This window comes from Candidatus Amarolinea aalborgensis (assembly GCF_900491745.1).
GTDB lineage: Bacteria > Chloroflexota > Anaerolineae > SSC4 > Amarolineaceae > Amarolinea > Amarolinea aalborgensis.
On record NZ_UETR01000004.1, the window covers coordinates 250,450 to 271,202 of the forward strand.

General features: G+C 62.8%; 19 protein-coding genes. 15 read left to right on the forward strand and 4 right to left on the reverse strand.

Annotation, left to right across the window (positions count from 1 at the left end; all coding sequences use genetic code 11):
• The first annotated feature begins 17 nt into the window (after positions 1 to 17).
• From ACPQ6D_RS07620 to ACPQ6D_RS07640, 5 genes are all read left to right on the forward strand, one after another.
• On the forward strand, positions 18 to 3,407 hold the full coding sequence (locus ACPQ6D_RS07620; RefSeq protein ID WP_423223709.1) for a hypothetical protein: 3,390 nt from the start codon (positions 18 to 20) through the stop codon (positions 3,405 to 3,407).
• A gap of 26 nt (positions 3,408 to 3,433) precedes the next feature.
• Positions 3,434 to 4,309: a LysM peptidoglycan-binding domain-containing protein gene (locus ACPQ6D_RS07625; protein WP_423223710.1), complete on the forward strand. Its 876-nt coding sequence runs from the start codon at positions 3,434 to 3,436 to the stop codon at positions 4,307 to 4,309.
• Positions 4,310 to 4,489: 180 nt separating this feature from the next.
• The gene (locus ACPQ6D_RS07630) at positions 4,490 to 4,708 is read left to right on the forward strand and encodes a hypothetical protein (protein WP_423223711.1); all 219 of its coding nucleotides are present in this window, start codon (positions 4,490 to 4,492) and stop codon (positions 4,706 to 4,708) included.
• Positions 4,709 to 4,745: 37 nt separating this feature from the next.
• Entirely contained in the window at positions 4,746 to 5,432 is a 687-nt protein-coding gene (locus tag ACPQ6D_RS07635; protein ID WP_423223712.1) for a GNAT family N-acetyltransferase, read from the forward strand.
• A 336-nt stretch (positions 5,433 to 5,768) separates the two neighbouring features.
• A complete protein-coding gene (locus ACPQ6D_RS07640) occupies positions 5,769 to 7,112 on the forward strand; it encodes an SH3 domain-containing protein (protein WP_423223713.1) in 1,344 nt (447 codons plus the stop codon).
• A 93-nt stretch (positions 7,113 to 7,205) separates the two neighbouring features.
• On the opposite strand, the gene ACPQ6D_RS07645 is transcribed toward ACPQ6D_RS07640, so the two are convergent.
• On the reverse strand, positions 7,206 to 8,378 hold the full coding sequence (locus tag ACPQ6D_RS07645) for a patatin-like phospholipase family protein (RefSeq protein WP_423223714.1): 1,173 nt from the start codon (positions 8,376 to 8,378) through the stop codon (positions 7,206 to 7,208).
• Positions 8,379 to 8,658: 280 nt separating this feature from the next.
• Between ACPQ6D_RS07645 and ACPQ6D_RS07650 the strand changes: the two genes are divergently transcribed.
• The 9 genes from ACPQ6D_RS07650 (at position 8,659) to ACPQ6D_RS07690 (ending at position 15,112) form a co-directional block, all read left to right on the forward strand.
• Positions 8,659 to 9,321, forward strand: a complete 663-nt coding sequence (locus tag ACPQ6D_RS07650; protein WP_423223715.1) for an SOS response-associated peptidase — start codon at positions 8,659 to 8,661, stop codon at positions 9,319 to 9,321.
• 249 nt (positions 9,322 to 9,570) lie between these two features.
• Entirely contained in the window at positions 9,571 to 9,921 is a 351-nt protein-coding gene (locus ACPQ6D_RS07655) for a hypothetical protein (protein WP_423223716.1), read from the forward strand.
• 35 nt (positions 9,922 to 9,956) lie between these two features.
• Complete coding sequence (locus tag ACPQ6D_RS07660) at positions 9,957 to 10,217, forward strand: GlsB/YeaQ/YmgE family stress response membrane protein (RefSeq protein ID WP_423223717.1); 261 nt, start codon at positions 9,957 to 9,959, stop codon at positions 10,215 to 10,217.
• 111 nt (positions 10,218 to 10,328) lie between these two features.
• On the forward strand, positions 10,329 to 10,985 hold the full coding sequence (locus tag ACPQ6D_RS07665) for an RNA polymerase sigma factor (RefSeq protein WP_423223718.1): 657 nt from the start codon (positions 10,329 to 10,331) through the stop codon (positions 10,983 to 10,985).
• On the forward strand, positions 10,982 to 11,272 hold the full coding sequence (locus ACPQ6D_RS07670; protein ID WP_423223719.1) for an anti-sigma factor family protein: 291 nt from the start codon (positions 10,982 to 10,984) through the stop codon (positions 11,270 to 11,272). The genes ACPQ6D_RS07665 and ACPQ6D_RS07670 overlap by 4 nt, the downstream gene beginning before the upstream one ends.
• A 36-nt stretch (positions 11,273 to 11,308) precedes the next feature.
• Entirely contained in the window at positions 11,309 to 12,772 is a 1,464-nt protein-coding gene (gene zwf / locus ACPQ6D_RS07675) for a glucose-6-phosphate dehydrogenase (protein ID WP_423223720.1), read from the forward strand.
• Positions 12,773 to 12,797: 25 nt separating this feature from the next.
• Positions 12,798 to 13,520: a ribose-5-phosphate isomerase RpiA gene (gene rpiA, locus ACPQ6D_RS07680; protein WP_423223721.1), complete on the forward strand. Its 723-nt coding sequence runs from the start codon at positions 12,798 to 12,800 to the stop codon at positions 13,518 to 13,520.
• Positions 13,513 to 14,316 carry a 6-phosphogluconolactonase gene (gene pgl, locus ACPQ6D_RS07685; RefSeq protein WP_423223722.1) on the forward strand — a complete coding sequence of 268 codons (804 nt, stop codon included), beginning with the start codon at positions 13,513 to 13,515 and terminating at the stop codon, positions 14,314 to 14,316. Before rpiA ends, pgl begins: the two co-directional genes overlap by 8 nt.
• A gap of 1 nt (position 14,317) precedes the next feature.
• A complete protein-coding gene (locus ACPQ6D_RS07690) occupies positions 14,318 to 15,112 on the forward strand; it encodes an enoyl-CoA hydratase/isomerase family protein (protein WP_423223723.1) in 795 nt (264 codons plus the stop codon).
• A gap of 40 nt (positions 15,113 to 15,152) precedes the next feature.
• On the opposite strand, the gene ACPQ6D_RS07695 is transcribed toward ACPQ6D_RS07690, so the two are convergent.
• Positions 15,153 to 15,806 carry a winged helix-turn-helix transcriptional regulator gene (locus ACPQ6D_RS07695; RefSeq protein ID WP_423223724.1) on the reverse strand — a complete coding sequence of 218 codons (654 nt, stop codon included), beginning with the start codon at positions 15,804 to 15,806 and terminating at the stop codon, positions 15,153 to 15,155.
• 208 nt (positions 15,807 to 16,014) lie between these two features.
• Here ACPQ6D_RS07695 and ACPQ6D_RS07700 point away from each other — a divergent pair, with 208 nt between their 5' ends.
• Positions 16,015 to 17,757 (forward strand): peptide ABC transporter substrate-binding protein, encoded by a 1,743-nt coding sequence (locus tag ACPQ6D_RS07700; RefSeq protein WP_423223725.1) that lies wholly within the window; start codon positions 16,015 to 16,017, stop codon positions 17,755 to 17,757.
• Between the two features lie 25 nt (positions 17,758 to 17,782).
• Here ACPQ6D_RS07700 and alr read toward each other — a convergent pair whose 3' ends face one another.
• Both alr and ACPQ6D_RS07710 read right to left on the reverse strand, forming a co-directional pair.
• A complete protein-coding gene (gene alr, locus ACPQ6D_RS07705) occupies positions 17,783 to 20,509 on the reverse strand; it encodes an alanine racemase (RefSeq protein WP_423223726.1) in 2,727 nt (908 codons plus the stop codon).
• Positions 20,506 to 20,688: a carboxymuconolactone decarboxylase family protein gene (locus ACPQ6D_RS07710; RefSeq protein ID WP_423223727.1), complete on the reverse strand. Its 183-nt coding sequence runs from the start codon at positions 20,686 to 20,688 to the stop codon at positions 20,506 to 20,508. The genes alr and ACPQ6D_RS07710 overlap by 4 nt, the downstream gene beginning before the upstream one ends.
• Positions 20,689 to 20,753 lie beyond the last annotated feature (65 nt).

A 20,753-nucleotide genomic window follows, 5' to 3' on the forward strand; every position in this document is an offset into this window, starting at 1 on the left:
TCTTGGAGGAGTATACCATGTCCAGCATTCCTGCTTCCATTGATCTCTATCCCACTGACCGCTTCGCGCCCGGCTGGCGGTCGCTTCGCAGCCAGATGCCGTCCCCCGGCAGCGATCTCCGGCAAGACCCCAAATACGATCAGGAGAGCCTGCGGCGTCTGCTTTCCTCCCTGCCCATCAGTCTGCAGACCGAGCTTGAAGCGCAGCTCAAGCTCATTGACCCTCGCCAAAACCCAGACTATGATCCCACCAGCCTTACCTATCAGAAGATCCTGAGGAATGCCTGGGGTCAGGCGCGCCGTGGGGTGGACGGTCTGCTGCGCGATCTGACGCTGCCCGTGCGCGCCAAATTCTGGCTGGGCGGTTATCAGCCCCCGCTCGCACAGCGGCGCATGGCCTGGCAGGCTCTCAGCAACTACTCGGTCGAGTACGGTGCCCGCCAGGCAAAGTTCAGTCGTCTGGCCTGGCCCTACCGTTCTCAACGTTTCGCGGCCACAGGACTGCCCCTCTATCAACGCTGCTGGATCGAACATCCACCCACCAATGCGGACGAGGCGCGCAAAGACGCACTGAACAGCATCATGGCCAACGACCGGCTGGCTAAGGCCATGTTTGCGCAAACATACGACAAAGCCTTGTTCGAGACCGCACCCGATAAGGTGGACATTGTGGCGCTTTACCAGCCGCTCGACGACGATAACGCCGCCACCCAACGCCTCCGCCGCGCGCGTACCTTGGGCAAGGCAGCGGCCCCTGCCCTCATCACTCCCCAACAACCAAGCTATCATGTGCGCCATCAGCAGATGCACCAGAACCTGCCTGTCTACGGCGCACAGATTACCGTTCATACCGCGCAGGATGACCATCGCGCTTCACTGACCTGCACCTATCTACCTGTGCCCGCTGGACTAGATCTCGGCGTTCCGCAACCGGAAAACATAGCAGAAGACAACGCTCTGGCTGAGATGAAACGTTGGGCTGACGATCTACAACTGCCTCAATCCCCAGCATGGGCGGCTCAGGCCCACCCCTATTATGGCTCTACGCTCGTCATCCTACCCTTCCGCAGCGATTTCCGCCTGGCCTACGAAATCTGGCTCACCTCGCCCGACGACGCCATCACCTGGAGTCTCTTTATTGACGCCGTCCGCGGCGAACCGCTCGGCTTACCCCGCAACTTGACTTGCCATGCCAGGGCTTATGGATCATCGGCTGAAGCGGCGGCCGGCAGGAGCCCCAGTATCAGCCAAAATCTGACTGCCAACCCGTGCACAGATTTCATGGATCTCGCTCAGCGTCAGGCCAACGGTCAGCATACGCCCATCAATTGGCCCATTGCTGATACCACAGGCCCGCGCTTCGACGCCTCCAACGTTGCGATCCACGGCGATCGTCTGCGCGCCCACTTCATCCAGCTTGGCGCGGACGCCGGTCGCCTGCACGATGCTGCGCGGCGGCTCACGGCTGTCGTCAATCTGCCCGGCCCTGACCTGGAGATGGGCTTCAACCCGGCCACCCGACTGATCACCTTCCAGAGTCAGCAGGGAGCCAACGGTCTGCGGGTCACGCTGCCGGATGGCGCCGTCAAGCCGGTTTTCGAGCCAGCGCACGACCCAGAGTTGGTGTATCACGAAGTAACCCACGGCCTGATGTGGCAGCTCAACCCCGAGCCGTATGCCAACCAGCCTGAGGTCCCGCCTTTCGCTCGTTCGCTGCTCGAGGGCTATGCCAACTACTTTGCGCGCGCCGAGGGTGTCGGCCAAGTCCTGACCCCGCCTGAACCCTGGGCCGCGGCCGCCTATCGCGCCGCGGATTGGCAAGACCGGTGGACGCTCGATCATCAAGCCAGCAAGGTGGGCGAAGACCTCATGGCGGCGCCCTGGCTTTTCCCTCAACCGCGCATCAGCGGCCTCGCCGTCTACGACGCGGGCATGGTGTGGGCGCGCACCTTGTGGGACGTGCGCCAACTCTTGGGCGGCGACTTGAGCGCACGCATTGACCAAATGGCCTTGGAAGCCTACGTGCACGCCGTTGGTACGGTGACCAGTTTCGAGGCCGTTGCCGAGGGCTTCATCGAGGCCGCCGCGCGGCGAACAGACACCTACCTGAGCGACGCCCTGCGGCCTTTGTTTGCCTCTCGCGGCCTGGTCGCCGAACCGCGCATCCAGGCGCTGGCGCAAGTCGGTACGGACTGGCTTGTGGGCACGGCCGATGGCGTCAATCGCCTGGCGGCCAATGGCGTCTGGACCGCAGAAGCCGATGAGGTCGGTCACCCCTTGCCCGGCGTCACCGATCTGCTGGCCGACGGCGCGACCATTTACGCTGCTACGGCGGCCGGCGTATATCGCCGCAAGACGAACCAGAATGGCTCAGTATCCTGGGAAGAGGCCGGAGAGCTGCCAAATAGAGCGCGGCCACTGGCTTTGGCCGCACGCAATGGCAAGATTTTCGCAGCTACAACACACGGCTTATGGATGGCCGACACGGCAAACCCACTGCTGGCCTGGGTGGAGGCCAATCCGTCCGCAGCCTCGCCTTCCACACCCTATTCCGACCTGGCGCTCGACGTTGACGTTGGTCTGGACGCCGCCGGTCAAGAGGTTTATTATGTGGCAGGTCTCACCGCCCTGCAAGTGCGCAGACCCGCCACCGATACTGGCTGGCTCAACGTGGAGTTGCAGCACGAATGGACAGACTTCGTTCTCTGCGTCGCCGCGCATGAGAAAGAAGTGTTCGTCGGCACGGGCACGGTCGGGCTGTGGCAATGTGAACTGGATGCGGGAGACAATATCACGCAGTCCCAGGTGGCCGCGCCAGGTCAATTTGACCATGGCGCCATCCTCAGCTTGGCCGTGATTGCCGGGCCGCCTCTGCGCCTCTGCGTCGGCGCCACCACGGGCGTCTTCGTTGGCGACAAGACAAATGGCGGGTGGGCATGGCAGAAATTGCCCGGCGATCTGCCGGCACAGGCCGCATTGACCGCGCTCGCCAAGACGAACGGCGGCTTGAGAGCTGGCAGTGTCCTGCACGGCCTGTGGGAACATAATGGGGCCGCCTTTAGCCCGCAGGACACCCAGCAACCCGTGGCCTTGGCGGACATTCCGCGCGTCCAGCCCACGCAACCCGCCGTTATTACCATACCCCTGCCGCCTATGCCGGTTCCGCCCGATGCCTGCGTGCTCCCCTTCTACTTGTTGACCAGGAGCACCGTGCAGATTGAGCTCAGCAGCCCGTCAAGTCAGGCGCTGGTGCTTTGGTCGTTGGAACTGAACGTGCGCCAGCAGGACACCACTCCAGCCAATGGCAACACCCGCGTCACTTCGAACGCGCCTCTGGCGCCCGGCTACTATGGCGTGCTCGTGCGGGGAGCCGGCGCCTTCACGGCCACAATGACGGCTTTGCCCTGAGGCGCTTCTTACGGGAGGATACTTCTATGCCTGCGTCAGTTCGTTCGATCTTTACTCGCCTCCTGCTTGCTGCGGCGCTCGTTACGCTGGCGTGGCTGGTTCTGACCTTCCCCGCCTCCACCCAGGCTGGAGGCTGCGCCGCGGTCTATACGGTTCAACCAGGCGACACGCTTTCCGCCATCGCCCGCGCCAAAGGCGTCAGCGTGCAGGCGCTCGCCCAGATCAATCGCCTGCACTCGCCCTACTGGCTGCGGGTCGGTCAGACCCTCTGCCTGCCGCAAGAAGACAGGCGTGCGACGGTTAGCCTGGAACTCAGCCATGAGTTTGGGCTTTACGCGCCGGAAGTCCGCGTCGAATTTCCAATCAGCGCTGCTGCTGACGGCGTGTTTTTGTACAACTCGGTTGATGATTTGCGCACTACGATCCCAAGCGATGCGCCGGTCGTGCTCTGGCTGGGGCGGAGTAAGGACAAAGTGGGCTACACCCTGCTGGTGGTGGGCGAAACCATCAGCCAGAATGCAGTCTTTGACCAACTGAACGTGGTGGCGCCAAACGCTTCTACCGATGTAAGCAAACTTCAGCGCACAAAACCCGACCTCAAGCCCGTCGCCGAACTAATCGCCTGGGCCGAAGGCGCTGAGGGTGAACGCCTGCCGTTCAATATTGTCTCTGTCCGTGGTGTTGCCACCCTGACCGCTGCCAAACAGCAGCAGCGCGACGTCTATCTGGCCGTGGCCGGCAGCGCTGCGGCAGGCTATCGTCTCTATGCCGTTGTGGGCAGGGACAACCAGGACAGCGTCATCTTCGGTCCTAGTAATGAAGATATCCAGGTGAAGTGCGACCGATGGCGAGGACGCGGCGGTTTCATCTATCGTCTGCTTCGCCGCTGGTATCGCTGTTAGCCTGAGCTTGCCTTCCCAGCCCGCGGCCGGTCCGCGCCGCCTTGCGCATCTGGTCGGCCGTGAAGGAGCGGGAACCCGTACTCGTAGGGCAGTGGAAAACGATTCAACCTGCCTGTTCAGGGCGAAGGGCGCGCGGGCCACATCACCGGAGAGCCAAAGGCGGAAAGGAAAACACGATCTATGACTCAGTCAACGCAGCAGATCACTGCGCGGCCGCTGCAGGGCCATGAGGATGCCTGGCAAGCGGACTTCTGGCGCGTGCGTCAGTTCCTGGTCGAAACTGCGCCGTTGACGCCGATGGGCCTCAACTGGGATGTGCGGCGCTGGGACGGTCAGTATTTCTACAACCCGCGGGAGCCTGGGCCTGAATGGGCGGCGGGCTTGCTTATGGGAAAATGAGCAGGGCGAACTTGTCGGCGCTGTCAACCCGGAGGGCGTGGGAGATGCCTATCTGCAGGTGCATCCTGACTATCGCCACATCGAAGAGACCATGATCGAATGGGCCGAGGATCACCTGGCAGCGCCCATCCGCGATGGTCAACGCCAGCTTGCCTTCTACGTGCTGGAGTACGATGCTCACCGGCAGCGGCTTTTGCAGGCACGCGGTTACACGAAGACGCCCTACTATGGCATGTTGCGCCATATGCGCCTGGGTGCACAGCCGCTGCCGCAGCCGGTTCTGGCCGCGGGCTACAAGTTGCGCGCCACGCGGCCGGCAGACATGGCCGATTGCCAGCGCATGGCCGATCTGCTCAACGCGGCGTTCCGGCGTGATTTTCACAACGCCGCGGAGTACCATATGTTTGCACGATTGGCCCCATGCTTCCGGCCTGAGCTCGACCTGGTCGCCGAAGCGCCAGACGGCGCGTTTGCCGCGTATGTCGGCATTCCCTACGACGAAACCAACCAGCGCGGCATCTTCGAGCCGGTATGCACGCATCCCGATCACCAACGCAGGGGCCTGGCCCAGGCGCTCATGCTGACGGGCTTGCACCGCCTGCGCGCGTTGGGCGCGCGCTCGGTGACCGTAGACACCGGCGACATGATCCCCGCGAATCGCTTGTATGACAGCCTGGGCTTCACCGAAGCGTACCAGGGCTTTGAATGGCGTAAGGTATTCTAATCTGGACTACGAACCTCCTTTCTTCCCATGCTTACCGCGGATCTTTCAGAAATCGTTGATAAAGAGACCCGGCAAGCTCGGCAAATCTGCCGACGCCCGCATCGTTCGCATGAACAAATCGTCATGCTGACCATGCCTGGTGTTCATCTTGTTTTCATGGCGGCGATGTACTATTGAGTTAGAAAAACCCGTGCAGCCCCCTGCACCTGACCCAGGATGGACCCCGCTATCCGGCCCCTACAGGTGACCCGTCCTCTCCTGTGGCGACCATAGCGCTCCAACGGAGTGATGGCCCGACGGCCATTGACCCTGTCATTCTGCCATTGGAGGTTCAGTATGTTACGCAGGTCGCTCGTTGTTTGTGTCCTTCTCCTCTTGACTATCGTGTTGACTGCGTGCCCATCCGCGCCCGTGGCGCCGCCTACGCTGGCGCCGACGGATACGCCAGTCCGGCCCACCGATACCCCGGTCCCGCCGACGGACACGCCAGCGCCGCCTACGGCGACGCCCGTTCCGCCGACACCGACACCCATTCCACCAACTCCTACCCCGATTCCACCCACGGCGACGCCTGTTCCACCCACCGCAACGCCCACGGCCACACCAGCGCCGCCGCAGGCGGTGATTGGGGCCAAGGGCTTGAATTTGCGCAGCGGCCCAGGCACAGCCTACCCAGCGCTTCTTGCCGCCAAAGGCGGAGAGAAGTTTGAAATCGTTGGCAAGACGGCTGATGGCACCTGGTGGCAAATCTGCTGCGTCGGCGCAAAAAAGGACAAGGCCTGGGTGCAAGCCAAGTCAGTCACGACCGAAGGCGCCGTTGCTGACATTACCGTGGTGAAGGACATTCCGCCGCCGCCGCCCACTGCGACGCCCAACCCGGCCGCCGCCGGCGGCGGATCGCCCAGCGGAGTTTTGCTCTACTCGGTGGCAAACATGAGCGCAGGGCGCTGGGAGTTGTGGGAATACAACTTCGGCAAGGCCCAGGCGCGCAAGCTGTTCGACTGGCGCACGGAAGTAGCCTACTCGACGAACTACAAGCAAGTGGCCTATTACCTGTGGCCGCCCATCGGCGGCGCAACAGGCACAGGCATCTGGGTGATGAACGCCGACTACACCGGCGAGCGCCTCGTCATACTCGGCGGCGCTTACCCGTCATGGTCGCCGGATGGCAGCCGCCTGAGCGCAGGCGACGGCAGGGATGTGTACATCCTCAATGCTGACGGCAGCGGCTTACGCCGCCTGATCAACGGCGAATATCCGGCCTGGTCGCCTAAGAGCAACTGGATTGCGCATCGCGCGTGCAACGGCGGCGCGTGCGGCATTTACCTGACCGACGCCGATACCGGCGCGCAGCAGCGGGTCACCACTGGCGGCAGCGACGGCCAGCCGGCCTGGAGTCCCGACGGCAAGCGCCTGGCTTACATCTCCAAGGACGATGGCAATTTCGAGATTTACGTGGTCAACATGGACGGCAGCAATAAAGTGCGCCTGACCGACAACCCGACGAGCGACGGCCTGCCCATCTGGTCGCCCGATGGCGGTTGGATTGCCTTCCGCTCGGATCGCGAGGGCAAATGGGCCATCTACGCGGTGCGCCCCACCGGCGCCAACCTGCGCAAGGTCACCGATGCCGATGTGCTGCCGGTGTGGTTTTTTGAGAAGATGGCCTGGCGCCGCTAACGCTTCGCATCAGCCAACACAAAAGGGGCGCGTGGCTCATGCGCCCCTCATAATACGCCGCCCTGTCAGGCTGATCTGGCTGTCCGCTCTGTCTTACGACGTACCATTCCCCAGAATTTGGCCCGTTAGTTCATAGCCGTGCGCAATGCTCTGCGCGATTTTGACTGGGTCAAAGTCGAGTGAACCATCGAAGGGATCGAACGTTGGCTCAATGACGGTCAAGTTGACTGGCTGACGGTTGAGGACAGGGCGTTCTTGCAGGGTGCGCACGCCGCGCATGACTGGATCATCCACGTCGCGCGTGGGCGGCATTGCCTCTTCGATGTCGCGTCCCAACGCAGCCAGACGGTTGACTTCCTGCTGAATGTGGATGTCGTTGCGTGCAATCTCGCTGGTGAAAATATCAATCGTGCGCATGATGATGGGGAAGATGCCCTTGATCGGTCCCACCTGCGGTGTTTTCAGCGAACCGGCCAGGATCATGTAGACATGGTCTGCGCCCAGGTCGGCCGCGGCCTGCAAGGGCGTGATCTCCCGCACGCCGCCGTCATACACCTGGTGATCACGCGCCGCCGCCAACGGATGACGCGGCTCCATGAACACCGGCTGCACGCTGGAAGCCAGGATTGCTTCCGTGAGATCGGGATGATTCTGATCCATGAGCACCAGCTCGCCGGTCTGAAAATCCACGCCGGTCACGCGCAGCTCAATGCCAGAGGTAACGACCTTGCTGACATCCAGGTACTGCAAGATTTTGGCTTTGAGGGGATCAGTGACAAAGAGCGATTCACCCCCCAGGGCGCCGCTGAACGCCTGCACGACATCCACCACGCGGCGGCGCAGCCCGAGCAGCTGAATCACTTGCAGCAGCGCGCCAAAAATCCCCGGCGCCGCCACCCCCGTGCCGATCAAAATCGCCAGGCGCCGAATCAAGGCCTGTTCCAGCGCGCCTTGCAGCGCTTGCAAGTCATCCAGATCATTGACCTCCCGATGCGCCAAACGTCCCAGCGACTTGAATAAATCCTGGAAGGTTGGGCTCCAGGTCAGGACATCGGCGTTTTTCTGCAGCGAACGCCACAACCCTTCCAACTCCTGGATCACCGTTGGTGTGCCTTCGGCCAGCTTGGCGCCGTTCAGCGCGCCGACCGAGGTGCCGCAGACGATCTGAGGCCGAATGCCGGCTTCGTATATCCGCTTGAGCGCGCCCACCTGAAACGCGCCCTTCGACCCACCCCCACTCATCACGATGGCAATGCGTTCACTCATGGTCTGGTTCCTTTCATCTACTACGCAAATGACCGCTGCCGAATTCTAGCAGAGCAAACTACCGCTGTCAATCATGATCGAAAGCGACCAGGAACGCCAACTGTAGTCAAAAACCGAATGGGCAGCCATACAGGGCCATTTCCACACTAGGGAACTGCTGGAATGCGGCTCGGTCCAAACGCACGTCTTGCCATCTCCGTCAAACCGTCGTACAATCCCAGGAGCCGCGGGTTTCTGCAAGAAACCCGACTTCTCCAAAACTTTCCCCCAGGAGTATGCCATGTGCGGACGTTTTACTCTTTTCGCATCTCCAGAAACGATTCAGGCTGAATTCGACCTGCCCGCGGTTCCCGTCAACCTGGCCCCGCGCTACAATATCGCGCCCACGCAAGCGGTGGCGGTTATCGCCAACCACACCGAGCGCCGGCTGGAGTTGTTTCAATGGGGTCTGATTCCTTCGTGGGCCAAAGACCCGAGCATCGGCAGCCGCATGATCAACGCGCGCGCCGAAACCCTGGCCGAGAAGCCCTCTTTTCGCACCGCCCTGCGCAAGCGGCGCTGTCTGATCCTGGCCGACGGTTTTTACGAGTGGCGCAAGGACGGCGGCGGCAAGACCCCATTTTTCATCCATCTGCGTTCAGGCCAGCCGTTTGCCTTGGCCGGCCTCTGGGAAGTCTGGCAGACTCCCGACGGTGTGGCGTTGCCTACGTGCACCATCATCACCACCGGGCCGAACAGCCTGGTCGCAGCGCTGCACGATCGCATGCCCGTCATCTTGGCGCCGGATGCCTACGAGCGCTGGCTTGACCCTGAACCGCAAGCGCCTGCCGACCTGGCGCCGCTGCTGGTGTCGTATCCGGCCGACGCGATGAATCTGTACGCCGTCTCGCGCGCCGTCAATTCGCCAACCAACGACAGCCCGGTCTGCATTGAGCCGGTGTAGCGAGCGTTTATCATTTTATCATCATATCGCTTGCTTTTTGTGATGGCATGTCCTATAATAATCACATACTTGCGTGGGCGCGGCTGTCTAGGGCAGTTATCTGCCACGAATGCAAGAAATTCTCACGCAAAGCCACAAAGACACGAAGGAATTGGTTTGCGTCTCTGTGCCTTTGTGTGAGTCATTGGGTTCTGGCTTGTCTGAGTAAAGAAGCCGGAATAGATCATATGCACGAAGGAGAAAAATGCTATGCCTGACAACAACAGTTTGCGTGATCAGTTTGGCTCACGCGAGAAGTCGTCGGCTCAATCATCCGGCGACGCCGGTGATTTGGGCGGAGCCTTTGGCTCGCGCAGCGCTGCCGATGATCAGCCGCAGCAGCCGGCCGCTGTGCCCGCACAGCCGGAGCGGCCCGTGAGTTCAGTGCCTGCGTCGCCGCCGCTCACCGCACAGGCCCCGGCCGACGATCAAGCCCCGAAGAAGCGCTACTACGCGCCCAATGAAGTGATGGCCAAGAAGGGTTGCATCGGCTGCGGCGGCATGGCGCTCGCCATTCCGCTCCTGCTTGGCGTTGTGGGCCTCGCGGCCCGCCTTCGCTAACCCCTGTAGACCTGCGCGCGAGAGGAGGGATCCTTATGTTGTGTGGTTGGATTGGTGCACTGCTTGTCACCATCGTGATTGTGGCTGTCGTTGAAATGATCTCGAAGACCCAGCTGCCCTACGGCTGGTTGGGCAACATTGTGGTTGGTTTCATCGGCGGGATCATCGGCCAGCTGGTCCTGGGCCAGTGGGGGTTGTCGCTCTACGGTGTCTATGTCATTCAGACTTTCATTGGCGCGCTCGTTTTCATCCTGGCCGCCAAGTGGGTCATGGGACGCATGGCCGTTCGCCGCTAGGAACCATAGCCTGCAAATCAAGCGACCGCCCGGTGCTGCGTTTGACCGCGGCGCCCGGTGGTCGTTTGATGTGACAATGCGCCCACACGGGTTCACAGAGCTGAGGGCTGAATGCCTGATTTCATCAATGATATGCAGCTTGTCGAGGCCTTGCGCGCCGGCGACGAAGCGGCTTTCAGCTACCTGCTCGATCACTACCACAACGCCCTGATACGGACGGCGCTCCTGTACGTTTCCAGTCGTGCAGTCGCCGAGGAAGTGGTGCAGGAAACCTGGCTCGGCGTGCTGCAAGGGATTCAACGCTTCGAAGGGCGGTCGTCGCTGAAGACCTGGCTCTTCCGTATCTTGATGAACCGCGCGCAGACCCGCGGCCAGCGTGAGCACCGTTCCATTCCCTTCTCCAATTTTGCGTTTACCGACAGTGAGGCCGATGATCCTGCGGTCGAGCCGGAGCGCTTTCTGCCTGCGTCCCACGCGCGCTGGCCCGGTCACTGGCTGCAGCCGCCGCGCACGTGGGACGAAATTCCTGAAGAACGCTTTCTATCCCAAGAGCTGCGCGCTGTCCTTCTCCAGGCCATTGACCAGCTGCCTCCACAGCAGCGCCAGGTGATCTCCTTGCGTGACATCGAAGGATGGAGCGCCGATGAAGTCTGTAACGCGTTGAACCTCAGTGAGACCAATCAACGTGTGCTGCTCCATCGCGCCCGTTCCAAAGCCCGTCACGCGCTGGAGCAATACCTGGGAGGAACGAGGGGGGATCGAAGTTGAAGACACTGGCCATGGCCGCCCATGAATTGACCTGTCAGGAATTGGTTGAACTGGTGACTGACTATTTGGAAGGCGCGCTGTCGCCGTCTGACCAGGCGCGCTTTCAAGCCCATTTAGCGATATGTCGTCATTGTACGGCTTACCTGGCGCAGATGCAGCGCACGATTCAGGTGTTGGGCAGACTGACGGAGGCTTCCCTGGAGCCGTCCGCCAGGGATGAGCTTTTGCAGCTCTTTCGCCGCTGGAAGCAGCAGCCGTTACTGCCTGGCAACGGCGCCGCGCGCTGAAGATTTCCGTCATGAAATAAAATAGAGGCTCTATCTATGAACAATTCGCTGCCCACGACGCTCGTGATCTTTGGCGCCTCCGGTGACTTGACTGAGCGCAAGTTGATTCCGGCGCTCTACAGCCAGTTCCGCAAAACGCGGCTGCCCGCTGGTCTGCGCATTGTCGGCTTCGCCCGCCGTCCGTGGAACGACGATGATTTTCGGGCGCATCTGCTGGAAGGCATGCACAGCTACGAGCCTGAGGCCTATGATGAGGGAACCTGGCAGAGCTTCGTGGCCAGCGTGTCGTACTGCCAGGGCAATCTTGACAGCGAGGCCGATTATGCGACCCTGAACCAGGCCCTGAACGAGCTTGAGGGTGGACCTGCAAACCGCCTTTACTACCTGGCAACCGCGCCAGAGTATTACATCCCTGCGGTCACGCACCTGGGCGCCATTCACATGGCCGAAGAGACCGACGCCTGGCGGCGCATTGTCATCGAGAAACCCTTTGGTCATGACCTGGCTTCAGCCAAACAGTTGAATGATGTGCTGCACTCGGTCTTTCGTGAGGAGCAGGTCTACCGCATTGATCATTACCTGGGCAAAGAGACAGCGCAGAACATCCTTTTCTTCCGTTTCGCCAACACCATCTTTGAGCCGCTGTGGAACCGCAACTACATTGACAACGTGCAAATCACAGTGGCCGAAAGCGTGGATGTGGGGCATCGGGCCGGCTACTATGACGAGGCTGGTGTGCTGCGCGACATGTTCCAGAACCATCTGCTGCAGCTACTAACGCTGATTGGGATGGAACCGCCGGCTTCGTTCAACGCGGATGCCGTGCGCAACGAGAAGGTGAAGGTGCTGGCTGCCGTGCGGCCGATCTCGCGCGAGAACGTGGCCAGCCGCACGGTGCGCGGCCAATACCGCACCTACCGCGACGCGCCAGGTGTGGCCCGCGCCTCGCAGACGCCCACGTACGCTGCGCTCCAGTTGTACATTGACAACTGGCGTTGGCAGGGCGTGCCGTTCTACCTGCGTTCGGGCAAGGTGCTGCCAGAGAAAGTGTCGGAGATCATTATTCAGTTCCAGCGGCCGCCGCATCTCATGTTCAATTTTCCGGCGGAACGCGTGCTGCACTCCAACCTGCTCTCGATCAGCTTGCAGCCCAACGAAGGCATGCACCTGCGCTTCGAGGCCAAGGTGCCGGACTCCGTGCAGGAAACGCGTCCCGTGGACATGGAGTTCTATTTTCGCTCCTCGTTTGGCAACGGTCCGCTGCCGGACGCGTATGAGCGCCTGCTGCTCGATGCCCTGGCCGGCGACGCCTCGCTGTTCACCCGCAGCGACGAAATCGAGCAGGCCTGGCGCTTGATTGATCCGATCATTGCGGCCTGGGCCTCGCCGCAGGCGCCGCCGCTGAGCTTCTACGAAGCCGGCACCTGGGGGCCGGCCGAGGCGGATGCGTTCATGGCCCGCGACGGCCGCCAGTGGCGTTCGACTTTTGGGGCCGCCTGATGATCAGCAGGAGGTGATTCAAGCGATGGATGTAGCACAACTCAAACAACAGGCAGCCGAGAGGGCCGTGGATTTCGTGGAGTCAGGCATGGTCGTAGGCCTGGGGGTTGGCAGCACGGCGATCTTTGCTGTTCGCCGCCTGGCCGAACGCCTGCGCCAGGGAGACCTGCGTGACATTGTCGGCGTTCCCTGCTCCCTGGCGACGGCCGCCGAGGCTGAACGCCTGGGGATACCGCTGACCACCCTGGATGAGCGCCCCGTGGTTGATGTGACCATTGACGGCGCGGATGAGGTGGATCCCGCGTTCAACCTGATCAAGGGCGGAGGCGGGGCGCTGCTGCGAGAAAAAATCGTGGCCCAGGCCAGTCGTCGTGAAATCATCGTCGTAGACGCCAGCAAGCTCTCGCCAGCCCTGGGCACGAACTTTGCTTTGCCAGTGGAAGTGACGCCATTTGGCGCCGGCGCGCAGGTGCGTTACCTGGAGCAGTTGGGCGCGCAGGTGACGGTGCGCCGCAATCCACAGGGCGAGTTGTACTATACCGACCAGGGCAACCTGATCCTCGACTGCGCCTTTGGCCCGATCGCTCAGCCTGCCCATCTGTCCGGTCTGTTGGCTGCGCGTGCAGGCATCGTGGAGCATGGGCTGTTCATCGGCCTGGCCACCGATCTGATCGTTGCTGGCGCCGACGGCCTTCGCATCAGCGCGCGGCCCGATCAGCCTCTGCACAACCAGGTGCGTGATGACTAACGCTGAGCCGGCGCACTTTTTGGTATTCCCCACCATCGAGGAAATGAGCGCCGCGGCCGCGGCCGCGATCGTAAGCCTGATCAATCAAACCGTGGCTGAAGCCGGTCTTTTTACCCTCGTTCTCAGCGGCGGCAGCACCCCGCAGCGGCTGTACCGTCATTTGGCCGAACACTACGCCCGCCGCCTGCCCTGGGAACAGATTCATCTTTTCTGGGGTGATGAACGCTGTGTGCCCTCCATGCACCCCGATAGCAATTTTCATATGGCGTTCGATGCGCTCATCTCGGCGGTGCGCATTCCCTACGAAAACGTTCATCGGATCAGCGGTGAAAATGTGGCTGATGAGAAGGATGCGGCCGCGCTGGCAGTCGCCTATGAACAGGAATTACGCCGTTTTGCACACAAAGTCGGGTTGGGGTCAACGTTGGCATTCGACTTGCTCCTGCTGGGCATGGGCGAGGACGGACATACCGCCTCGTTATTTCCAGGTTCTCCAGTGTTGAATGAAACGCAGCATTGGGTGGCGGCGGCGCAGGCGCCGGCAACGTACAGCGTGACTCACCGCGTCACTATGACGCTGCCGCTGATCAATCAGGCCCGGCGTGTATTCCTGTTGGCGACCGGCGCCGCCAAACGTCCGCTGATTCAGATGATTCAGCAAGACGCCGACCAGGCTGCGCGCATCTACCCCGTGGCGCGAGTGAAGCCCATGCACCCACCTACCTGGTTTCTCGATGAGGCGGCTGCGCCCTCGGCCGCATATGCACCCCGCGATCACACGTCCGAAGGTAACTAACATGACAGAAGAGCTGATTCTGACCCGCCAGGGTGAGCATACCGTTGAGATCATTCTGAATCGCGCGGACAAACGTAACGCCCTGAATTGGGCAATGCTGAGGGCGCTGCCGGTCGCAGTGGCCCAAGCGCGCCGGACCGCCGGTGTGCGCGCCATCCTTGTGCGCGGCAGCGGCAAGGGCTTTTCCGCGGGCATTGACCTCAACGCTTTTCTTGAACTATCAACCGCCTATGGCCCGGACTGGCAACGTCACATGCGCGAGATTACAGAGGAATTCCAGGCGCTGCTGAACAGCCTGGCGCAGGTCGAACTGCCTACCATTGCCGTCATGCACGGTTTCGCCCTGGGCTTGGGGTTAGAACTCGCCCTGGCCTGCGATCTGCGCATTGCAGCGGCCGGCACGCAGATGGGGCTGCCAGAAACCCGTCTGGGTATTGTGCCGGATGTCGGCGGTTCGACGCGCTTGGCGCAGGTGGTAGGTTTGGCGCGGGCGAAGGAGCTGATATTCACGGGCCGTCAAATTGATGCTGCGCAAGCCGAAAGCTGGGGTCTGGTCAATCGCGTGGCGCCCGTGGATCTCCTTGAGGCAGAGGTCAACGGATTGGTTGAGGAGATTGTCCAGTGCGCGCCGTTGGCCGTGGGCATGTCGAAGCGGTTGTTGAACGGCATGTACGACACACCGCGCGGTCTGGCCCTGGAAGGTTGGGCGCAGAGTCAACTGATCGCCACACAGGATTTTGGCGAAGGCGTGCAGGCCATGCTGCAGCGCCGCCCGGCTCAGTTCAAGGGCAAGTGAGGCGCATCACGAACCCGACTTCTATCAGAAGTCGGGTTTCTTACGCGCCGGTTAGGCAGTAGCCGCTGCCGCGGACAGTGATCAGCAGCTTTGGTGATCCCGGCGTTTCTTCGATCTTCTCACGCAGCCAGCGGATGTGGACGTCCAGCGTGCGCGTGTCGCCCAGGTAGGCTGTGTCCCACACCCGTTCCATCAGTTCTCGCCGCGTAATCGTCTCGTTTGGGCGGCGCATGAACATTTCAAGCAGGAGGCTCTGTTTGGGCGTGAGGTGATGCTCCTGCTCGCCAATCCACAGGTGGCGACTCACGATGTCGAGTTTCAGTGGGCTGGCAATCAGGATATGCGTACTGCGTTTTTGCTTGGCTGCAGGCATACACTGCAGAACATGCCGCGCGAGGATCGGAGCGTCCACCAACTCATCCATCATATCGGCCAGCGGCCAGGCCGCGGCCATGATGCCGATCAGCCCGGCTTCGGGCGCCAGCAAACGCACGCGCTCCACAAATCGGCGCGTCACCAGGCGCGTGGCAGCGCCATCCAACAGGAGAAAGTCCGGATGGTGGTCTTGGATGGTGGAATAGGCGTTTGACTGCGAATTGGCGTGAACGACCTGGATCTTGTGAGCGGTCAAAATTCGCCACACCGCGGCCAGAGAGTCGCTTCGCTTCGCAACCACCAGCAGAATGATCGCCATGCTTACCTTTCGTTGGTCATCATGCGGCCTGCAGCCGAAACAAGCACGCGTCATTATACACGATCCCGCAATGACCGGCAATGTCATTGACGCCGCTGCAGGCTGTGCTGTTGCGCCCCGCGACGCGGCTAACTTGACTTTCCTGGCTCGTCCTCGTATGATGCGCGGGAGATCAAGCGAGGATCCACCGTCGTTTCTCGGAGGAGAGATGCTAATCCGTCCATCTGTTGTCTATCGTCTCAGCGCCGCATTGGTGATCGCGGCGTTCGTGTTGACCGCCTGCAGCGGCGCGTCGCCTGTCCCTCCGCAGTCCCCGTTGCCCACTCCGACCCCCACGGCCGCTCAAGCCGCGGCCGCGTCTACCGCCGCGGCGCCGTCCGCTGGGTCGGTGGTCATTGGCGTCCCGCAAGAACCGGAGCATCTCAACGTCCTGCTGTCAACCCAAGCGGTTGCCGATGCAGTCGCGATGCTGGTGGTCGAGGGCCTGGTTGCGCAGGATGACGAGGCGCAGTTCGTCCCCGTGCTGGCGACCGAAATTCCCAGCCTCGCCAACGGCGGCGTGTCGGCTGATGGTTTGACCGTCACTTACCATCTGCGCCAGGGGGTGAAATGGTCGAATGGCAACGACTTCACGTGCGCGGATGTCGTTTTCACCTGGAAAGCGGCGGCTGATCTCGACCGCGGCGCCCGCACCGCTGGCTATGAGAACATCGAGTCCGTCACGTGCCCCGATGCCCACACGGCTGTGCTGAAATTCAGCCGGCTGTATGCGCCTTTTCTGACGCTTTTTCCCGTCGTATTGCCCGCGAGCAGCGGCGACCCGGCCGACATGACCGCATGGGCTTACAACCGCATGCCCGTGGGCACCGGGCCTTTTCTGCTCAAGGAATGGAGTGCGGGCGCCAGCATCACCCTGGTGAAGAACCCAGCCTACCGCGGCCAGGTGGGCGTGGATCAGATTGTGCTGAGGATCATCCCCAGCCGTGCGGACGGCCTGCAGCTTATCGAAACCGGCGACATTGACATCCTATGGGGGATGACCGAGTCTGACCTGAACGCGCTCGACGCGCTGGCGCAGGACGGTGTGCGCTACTCGGCGCTGGCGAGCGGTGAAACCGAGTCTCTCATTTTGAACCTGGCCGATCCAACCGTTGACGCGCCGGCCGACCCACTCAAGCATCCGCATCCGCTGCTGGCTGACCTGCGCGTGCGCCAGGCTATCCAGCTTGGCCTGGACAAGCAGCGCCTGGCGGACGTGCTCCTGGATGGGAAAGCTGAGCCGGCCGCCAGTGTTCTCAACCGCGGTTGGGCCGCATGTGCGCAACCCGTGAGCGAGTTCAACCCGGACAAAGCCCGCCAGTTATTGGAAGCGGCCGGGTGGCTGCCAGGGCCGGACGGCATTCGCCTCAAGGAGAGCGTCAAGCTGCGCCTCAGATATCAGACCACCGCGGACGATCCGCTGCGCCAGCAGGCCCAGGCGCTCATCGTGGAGATGATGAAGGCCATCGGCGTGGATCTGCACATGGAGAACGTCCCGGCGGACGTGCTGTTCGCCTCTTGGGGCCGGGATGGCCTGCGCAAACATGGGCGTTTCGACGTCCTTCAGTTCACCAGCAGTCCCTCGCTGGCCGATCCAGGCCGCTACCTGGCCGAGAACTTCGCTGCGGCGAGCATCCCCACCGCGGCCAATAAAGGTTCTGGCTCCAACTACAGCCGCTGGATCAACCGGGATTTTGATGCGCTGCTGGCCGACGCGGCCGTCGCACCTGAGCTGGACCAGCGCCGGGCCATTTACTGCCAGGCCGCTGCCCTGGTCAGCGCCGAACTGCCGCGCGTCGTTCTCTACAACCGTCTGCTCATCAGCGCCTACCGCACGCGTGTGCAGAATTTCAACCCGTCGCCCGGCATGATGGGCTTCGCGTATAACGCACAACGCTGGACGCTCGATTAAAGACACGGTCCGCGGCCAGGTCGCCTCAGACCACACGCGGAACACGGGCCAGGATTTCGCTCACCACTTCGTAGTTGATGGTGCCGAGCGCCGCGGCAACGTCGTCCACCGTGACTTCTTGCGCACCCTGGCGACCGATCAGCACGACCTCGTCGCCGGCGCGCACGCCGGGAATGTGCGTCACATCGAGCATGGTTTGATCCATCGTGACCCGCCCGACGATGGGCGCGCGCTGGCCGCGCACCAGCACTGGCGGCCAGGTGAAAGGCGCGCGGCGGAAGCCGTCGGCGTAGCCCACCGGCGCCACGGCGATGGTTTGCTCACGTTCGGTCTGGTAGGCGGCGCCGTAGCTAACGAAGGCGCCAGGCGGCAGACGTTTCACCTGGGCGACTGTGCTTTTCCAGTGCAGCGCGGGTCGCATCCCCGCCGGCAAAGGCACATCTGCGCCGGGTTGCAGGCCATAGAGCGCAATGCCCGGCCGCACCAGGTCAAGATGGCTGGCTGGCAAGGCCAGCGTCGCCGCGGAATTGGCTGCGTGGGCAAACGGCGGCCGGCGTCCCATGGTGGTGAGTTGATCGAGCAGCGTTTGAAAGCGGTCCAGCTGCCAGCGCAGATACGTCTGATCCGCGCTGTCGGCGGTGGCAAAGTGCGTGAAAATCCCTTCGACAAACAGATCGGGCAGGCTGCGCAGGACCTCGACAAACGGCATCACCGCGTCGGGCGTCAGGCCGAGGCGCGCCATGCCGGTATCCACCTTGAGATGCAGCGGGAAACCGGGCGCAGCCGCGCTCAGCGTGCTGCCCAAGCGGCTTGACAAGGTGCGGCCCGCGCCCAGCGCGGCGACCGCTCGCTGCAGGGCCTGGGCAAAATCGAGATCAAAGACGGTCGGCGTGACCTGGTTGAGCACCACTTCGCGCGCTTGCCAGGGCGGCGTGTAGCCCAGGATCAGAATCGGAGCGGCAATGCCGGCGCGGCGCAGGGTGATCGCTTCGGCCAGGCAGGCGACCGCCAACAGGCGCGCGCCGTTGTTCAAGACCGTCCGCGCGACGCGCACCGCGCCATGACCATAGCCGTCGGCTTTGAGCACCGCGCAGATGCCGACCTGCGGCCCCACGATTTGCTGCAAAATGCCGAGATTGCCGGCAATGGCGTCCAGGTCAACTTCCAGCCAGGTTGGCCGATCGGGCCGCGCCAGGCGCACCTGCCGCCAGCCCGCATCCTGGCGCACGAGCAGCGCCGCGGCATGCGGCGCTGCCTCAGGCGCCAATAAGCTGGCGGCGACTTCCTCCAGGCGCATGGCGCGTCCGCCTTTGATCAGGATGACCGGCCGCGGCGCGTCAGGCTGCGCGCTGAGCGCCGCCAGCATGGTCTGCACATGCCGGGCGGCTTCGGGCTTGCTGTAGGTGTGAAAGATGGCGGCAGCCGGCAGGCCGGCTTCGGCGGCGGCCTCAGCCAGGTGCCGGCTGCGGTCGCTGATGGCGATGAGCTGTTGGACGACGCCGGCCGCTTGCGCGCCCAAACGACGGTGCGCCTCGACCTCCCGTTCGCCCAGGTCGCCGATATCGCCCAGGATGGCCCAGCGCGGCCCGGCCACCCCGGCCAGGGTTTGCAAGGCCGCTTGCGTGGAGGCGGGGTTGGCATTGGCCGAATCATCCAGAAGGGTGGAGCTGGCCAGGCCAGGCAGCGGCCGCAAGCGCCCCGGCAGCGGTTCCATCGCGGCCAGCGCGGCGACGACGGAGTCCAACGGCCGGCCATAGAAGAGGCCTATGGTCAGGGCGGCCAGCACCAGGGGCAACTGATGGGCGCCCAGGAGGCGCACCGGTAAACGAATCGCCGCGGGGAGTGGGCCGGGCAGGCAGGCATGGGCAGCAGGGCTGAAGGTCACGTTTACCTCGCCGGCGAGAGGGCGATTTGGTCCGCCAACGCCGGTCGGGACAGCGGCGGCGATTGGCGTGGCCACGCGCACCGTGGCGTGCACGTCGGCTGCGACGCTCGTCCCCACGGTCAACACGCGCGCGGCGCTGCGTGCAGCCAGCGCCAGCACGCGCGCATCATCCGCGTTGAGCAGGGCGAGGCCGTCCGCCGGCAGGGCGCTCAGCAGTGCGCCTTTTTCCTGCGCGATGGTGTCGAGGGTGCCAAACACGTCGAGGTGACTCTCATGGATGGCGGTGATCAGGCCGACCTGGGGGCGGACCACCTGCGCCAGCAGTTCGATCTCGCCGAATTCATCCGCGGCCAGTTCCAGCACGGCCAGCCGTTGCCAGGGCTGCACGCGGCCCAGGGCAATCGGCAGCCCGAAGCGGCCGTTGAAGCTGCCGGGGTTGCGGAAGACGGGGCTGTCGGCCGCGTCGGGGTTGCCGCCGGTCAACGCCGCCGCGATCAGCTCTTTGGCCGTCGTCTTGCCGCTGGAGCCGGTCACGGCAATCACTTCCAACGGATGCTGGCGACAGATGGCGCTGGCATAGGCCAGGAGGGCCTGGCGCGTGTCAGGCACCATGACGCAGGTGATGGGCAAGGGGCGGGCAGGCGCCTGTTCGCACAGGATGCCGGCCGCGCCGCGCTGCCACGCTTGCTCGATGAAATCGTGGCCGTCGCCGGTTTCGGTCTTGATTGCGACAAAGAGCGGACCTGGATCGGCTGACTGGCCGCCCAGGGTACGCGTGTCAAAGGCAAAGTCGGCGAAGTGCGTGACAAACGCCGGACCGTGCAACTGGCCGTTGGTGGTGTTGAGCAGGTCGCTAAGTTCGATCATGGTGACGCATGGGCTTGATCTGGCTTTCCCCAGGGTGGGATGAAGCTCTCCGGTTCGACGCCCAGGGCATCGGCGCTGCGGGTGATGTGGTTGAAGTAGGCGATAACCTTGGCGGCGTCGTGAATGACGCGATCATCGAGACCCACGGCCCGCGGAGCACCCAGATCGCCCGACCCCATGCTCCGCTGCTGGTGGTCAGCCTGGGGGCAAACTCACACAAGGCCCGATCCACAACCTGGCGAAT

What these genes read in the sequence shown, in the direction of transcription:
- ACPQ6D_RS07620 (WP_423223709.1), top strand. Translation starts at nt 18, where the DNA reads ATGTCCAGCATTCCTGCTTCCATTGATCTCTATCCCACTGACCGCTTC.
- ACPQ6D_RS07625 (WP_423223710.1), top strand. Translation starts at nt 3,434, where the DNA reads ATGCCTGCGTCAGTTCGTTCGATCTTTACTCGCCTCCTGCTTGCTGCG.
- ACPQ6D_RS07630 (WP_423223711.1), top strand. Translation starts at nt 4,490, where the DNA reads ATGACTCAGTCAACGCAGCAGATCACTGCGCGGCCGCTGCAGGGCCAT.
- ACPQ6D_RS07640 (WP_423223713.1), top strand. Translation starts at nt 5,769, where the DNA reads ATGTTACGCAGGTCGCTCGTTGTTTGTGTCCTTCTCCTCTTGACTATC.
- ACPQ6D_RS07645 (WP_423223714.1), bottom strand. Translation starts at nt 8,378, where the DNA reads ATGAGTGAACGCATTGCCATCGTGATGAGTGGGGGTGGGTCGAAGGGC.
- ACPQ6D_RS07650 (WP_423223715.1), top strand. Translation starts at nt 8,659, where the DNA reads ATGTGCGGACGTTTTACTCTTTTCGCATCTCCAGAAACGATTCAGGCT.
- ACPQ6D_RS07655 (WP_423223716.1), top strand. Translation starts at nt 9,571, where the DNA reads ATGCCTGACAACAACAGTTTGCGTGATCAGTTTGGCTCACGCGAGAAG.
- ACPQ6D_RS07660 (WP_423223717.1), top strand. Translation starts at nt 9,957, where the DNA reads ATGTTGTGTGGTTGGATTGGTGCACTGCTTGTCACCATCGTGATTGTG.
- ACPQ6D_RS07665 (WP_423223718.1), top strand. Translation starts at nt 10,329, where the DNA reads ATGCCTGATTTCATCAATGATATGCAGCTTGTCGAGGCCTTGCGCGCC.
- zwf (WP_423223720.1), top strand. Translation starts at nt 11,309, where the DNA reads ATGAACAATTCGCTGCCCACGACGCTCGTGATCTTTGGCGCCTCCGGT.
- rpiA (WP_423223721.1), top strand. Translation starts at nt 12,798, where the DNA reads ATGGATGTAGCACAACTCAAACAACAGGCAGCCGAGAGGGCCGTGGAT.
- pgl (WP_423223722.1), top strand. Translation starts at nt 13,513, where the DNA reads ATGACTAACGCTGAGCCGGCGCACTTTTTGGTATTCCCCACCATCGAG.
- ACPQ6D_RS07690 (WP_423223723.1), top strand. Translation starts at nt 14,318, where the DNA reads ATGACAGAAGAGCTGATTCTGACCCGCCAGGGTGAGCATACCGTTGAG.
- ACPQ6D_RS07695 (WP_423223724.1), bottom strand. Translation starts at nt 15,806, where the DNA reads ATGGCGATCATTCTGCTGGTGGTTGCGAAGCGAAGCGACTCTCTGGCC.
- ACPQ6D_RS07700 (WP_423223725.1), top strand. Translation starts at nt 16,015, where the DNA reads ATGCTAATCCGTCCATCTGTTGTCTATCGTCTCAGCGCCGCATTGGTG.
- alr (WP_423223726.1), bottom strand. Translation starts at nt 20,509, where the DNA reads ATGATCGAACTTAGCGACCTGCTCAACACCACCAACGGCCAGTTGCAC.
- ACPQ6D_RS07710 (WP_423223727.1), bottom strand. Translation starts at nt 20,688, where the DNA reads ATGGGGTCGGGCGATCTGGGTGCTCCGCGGGCCGTGGGTCTCGATGAT.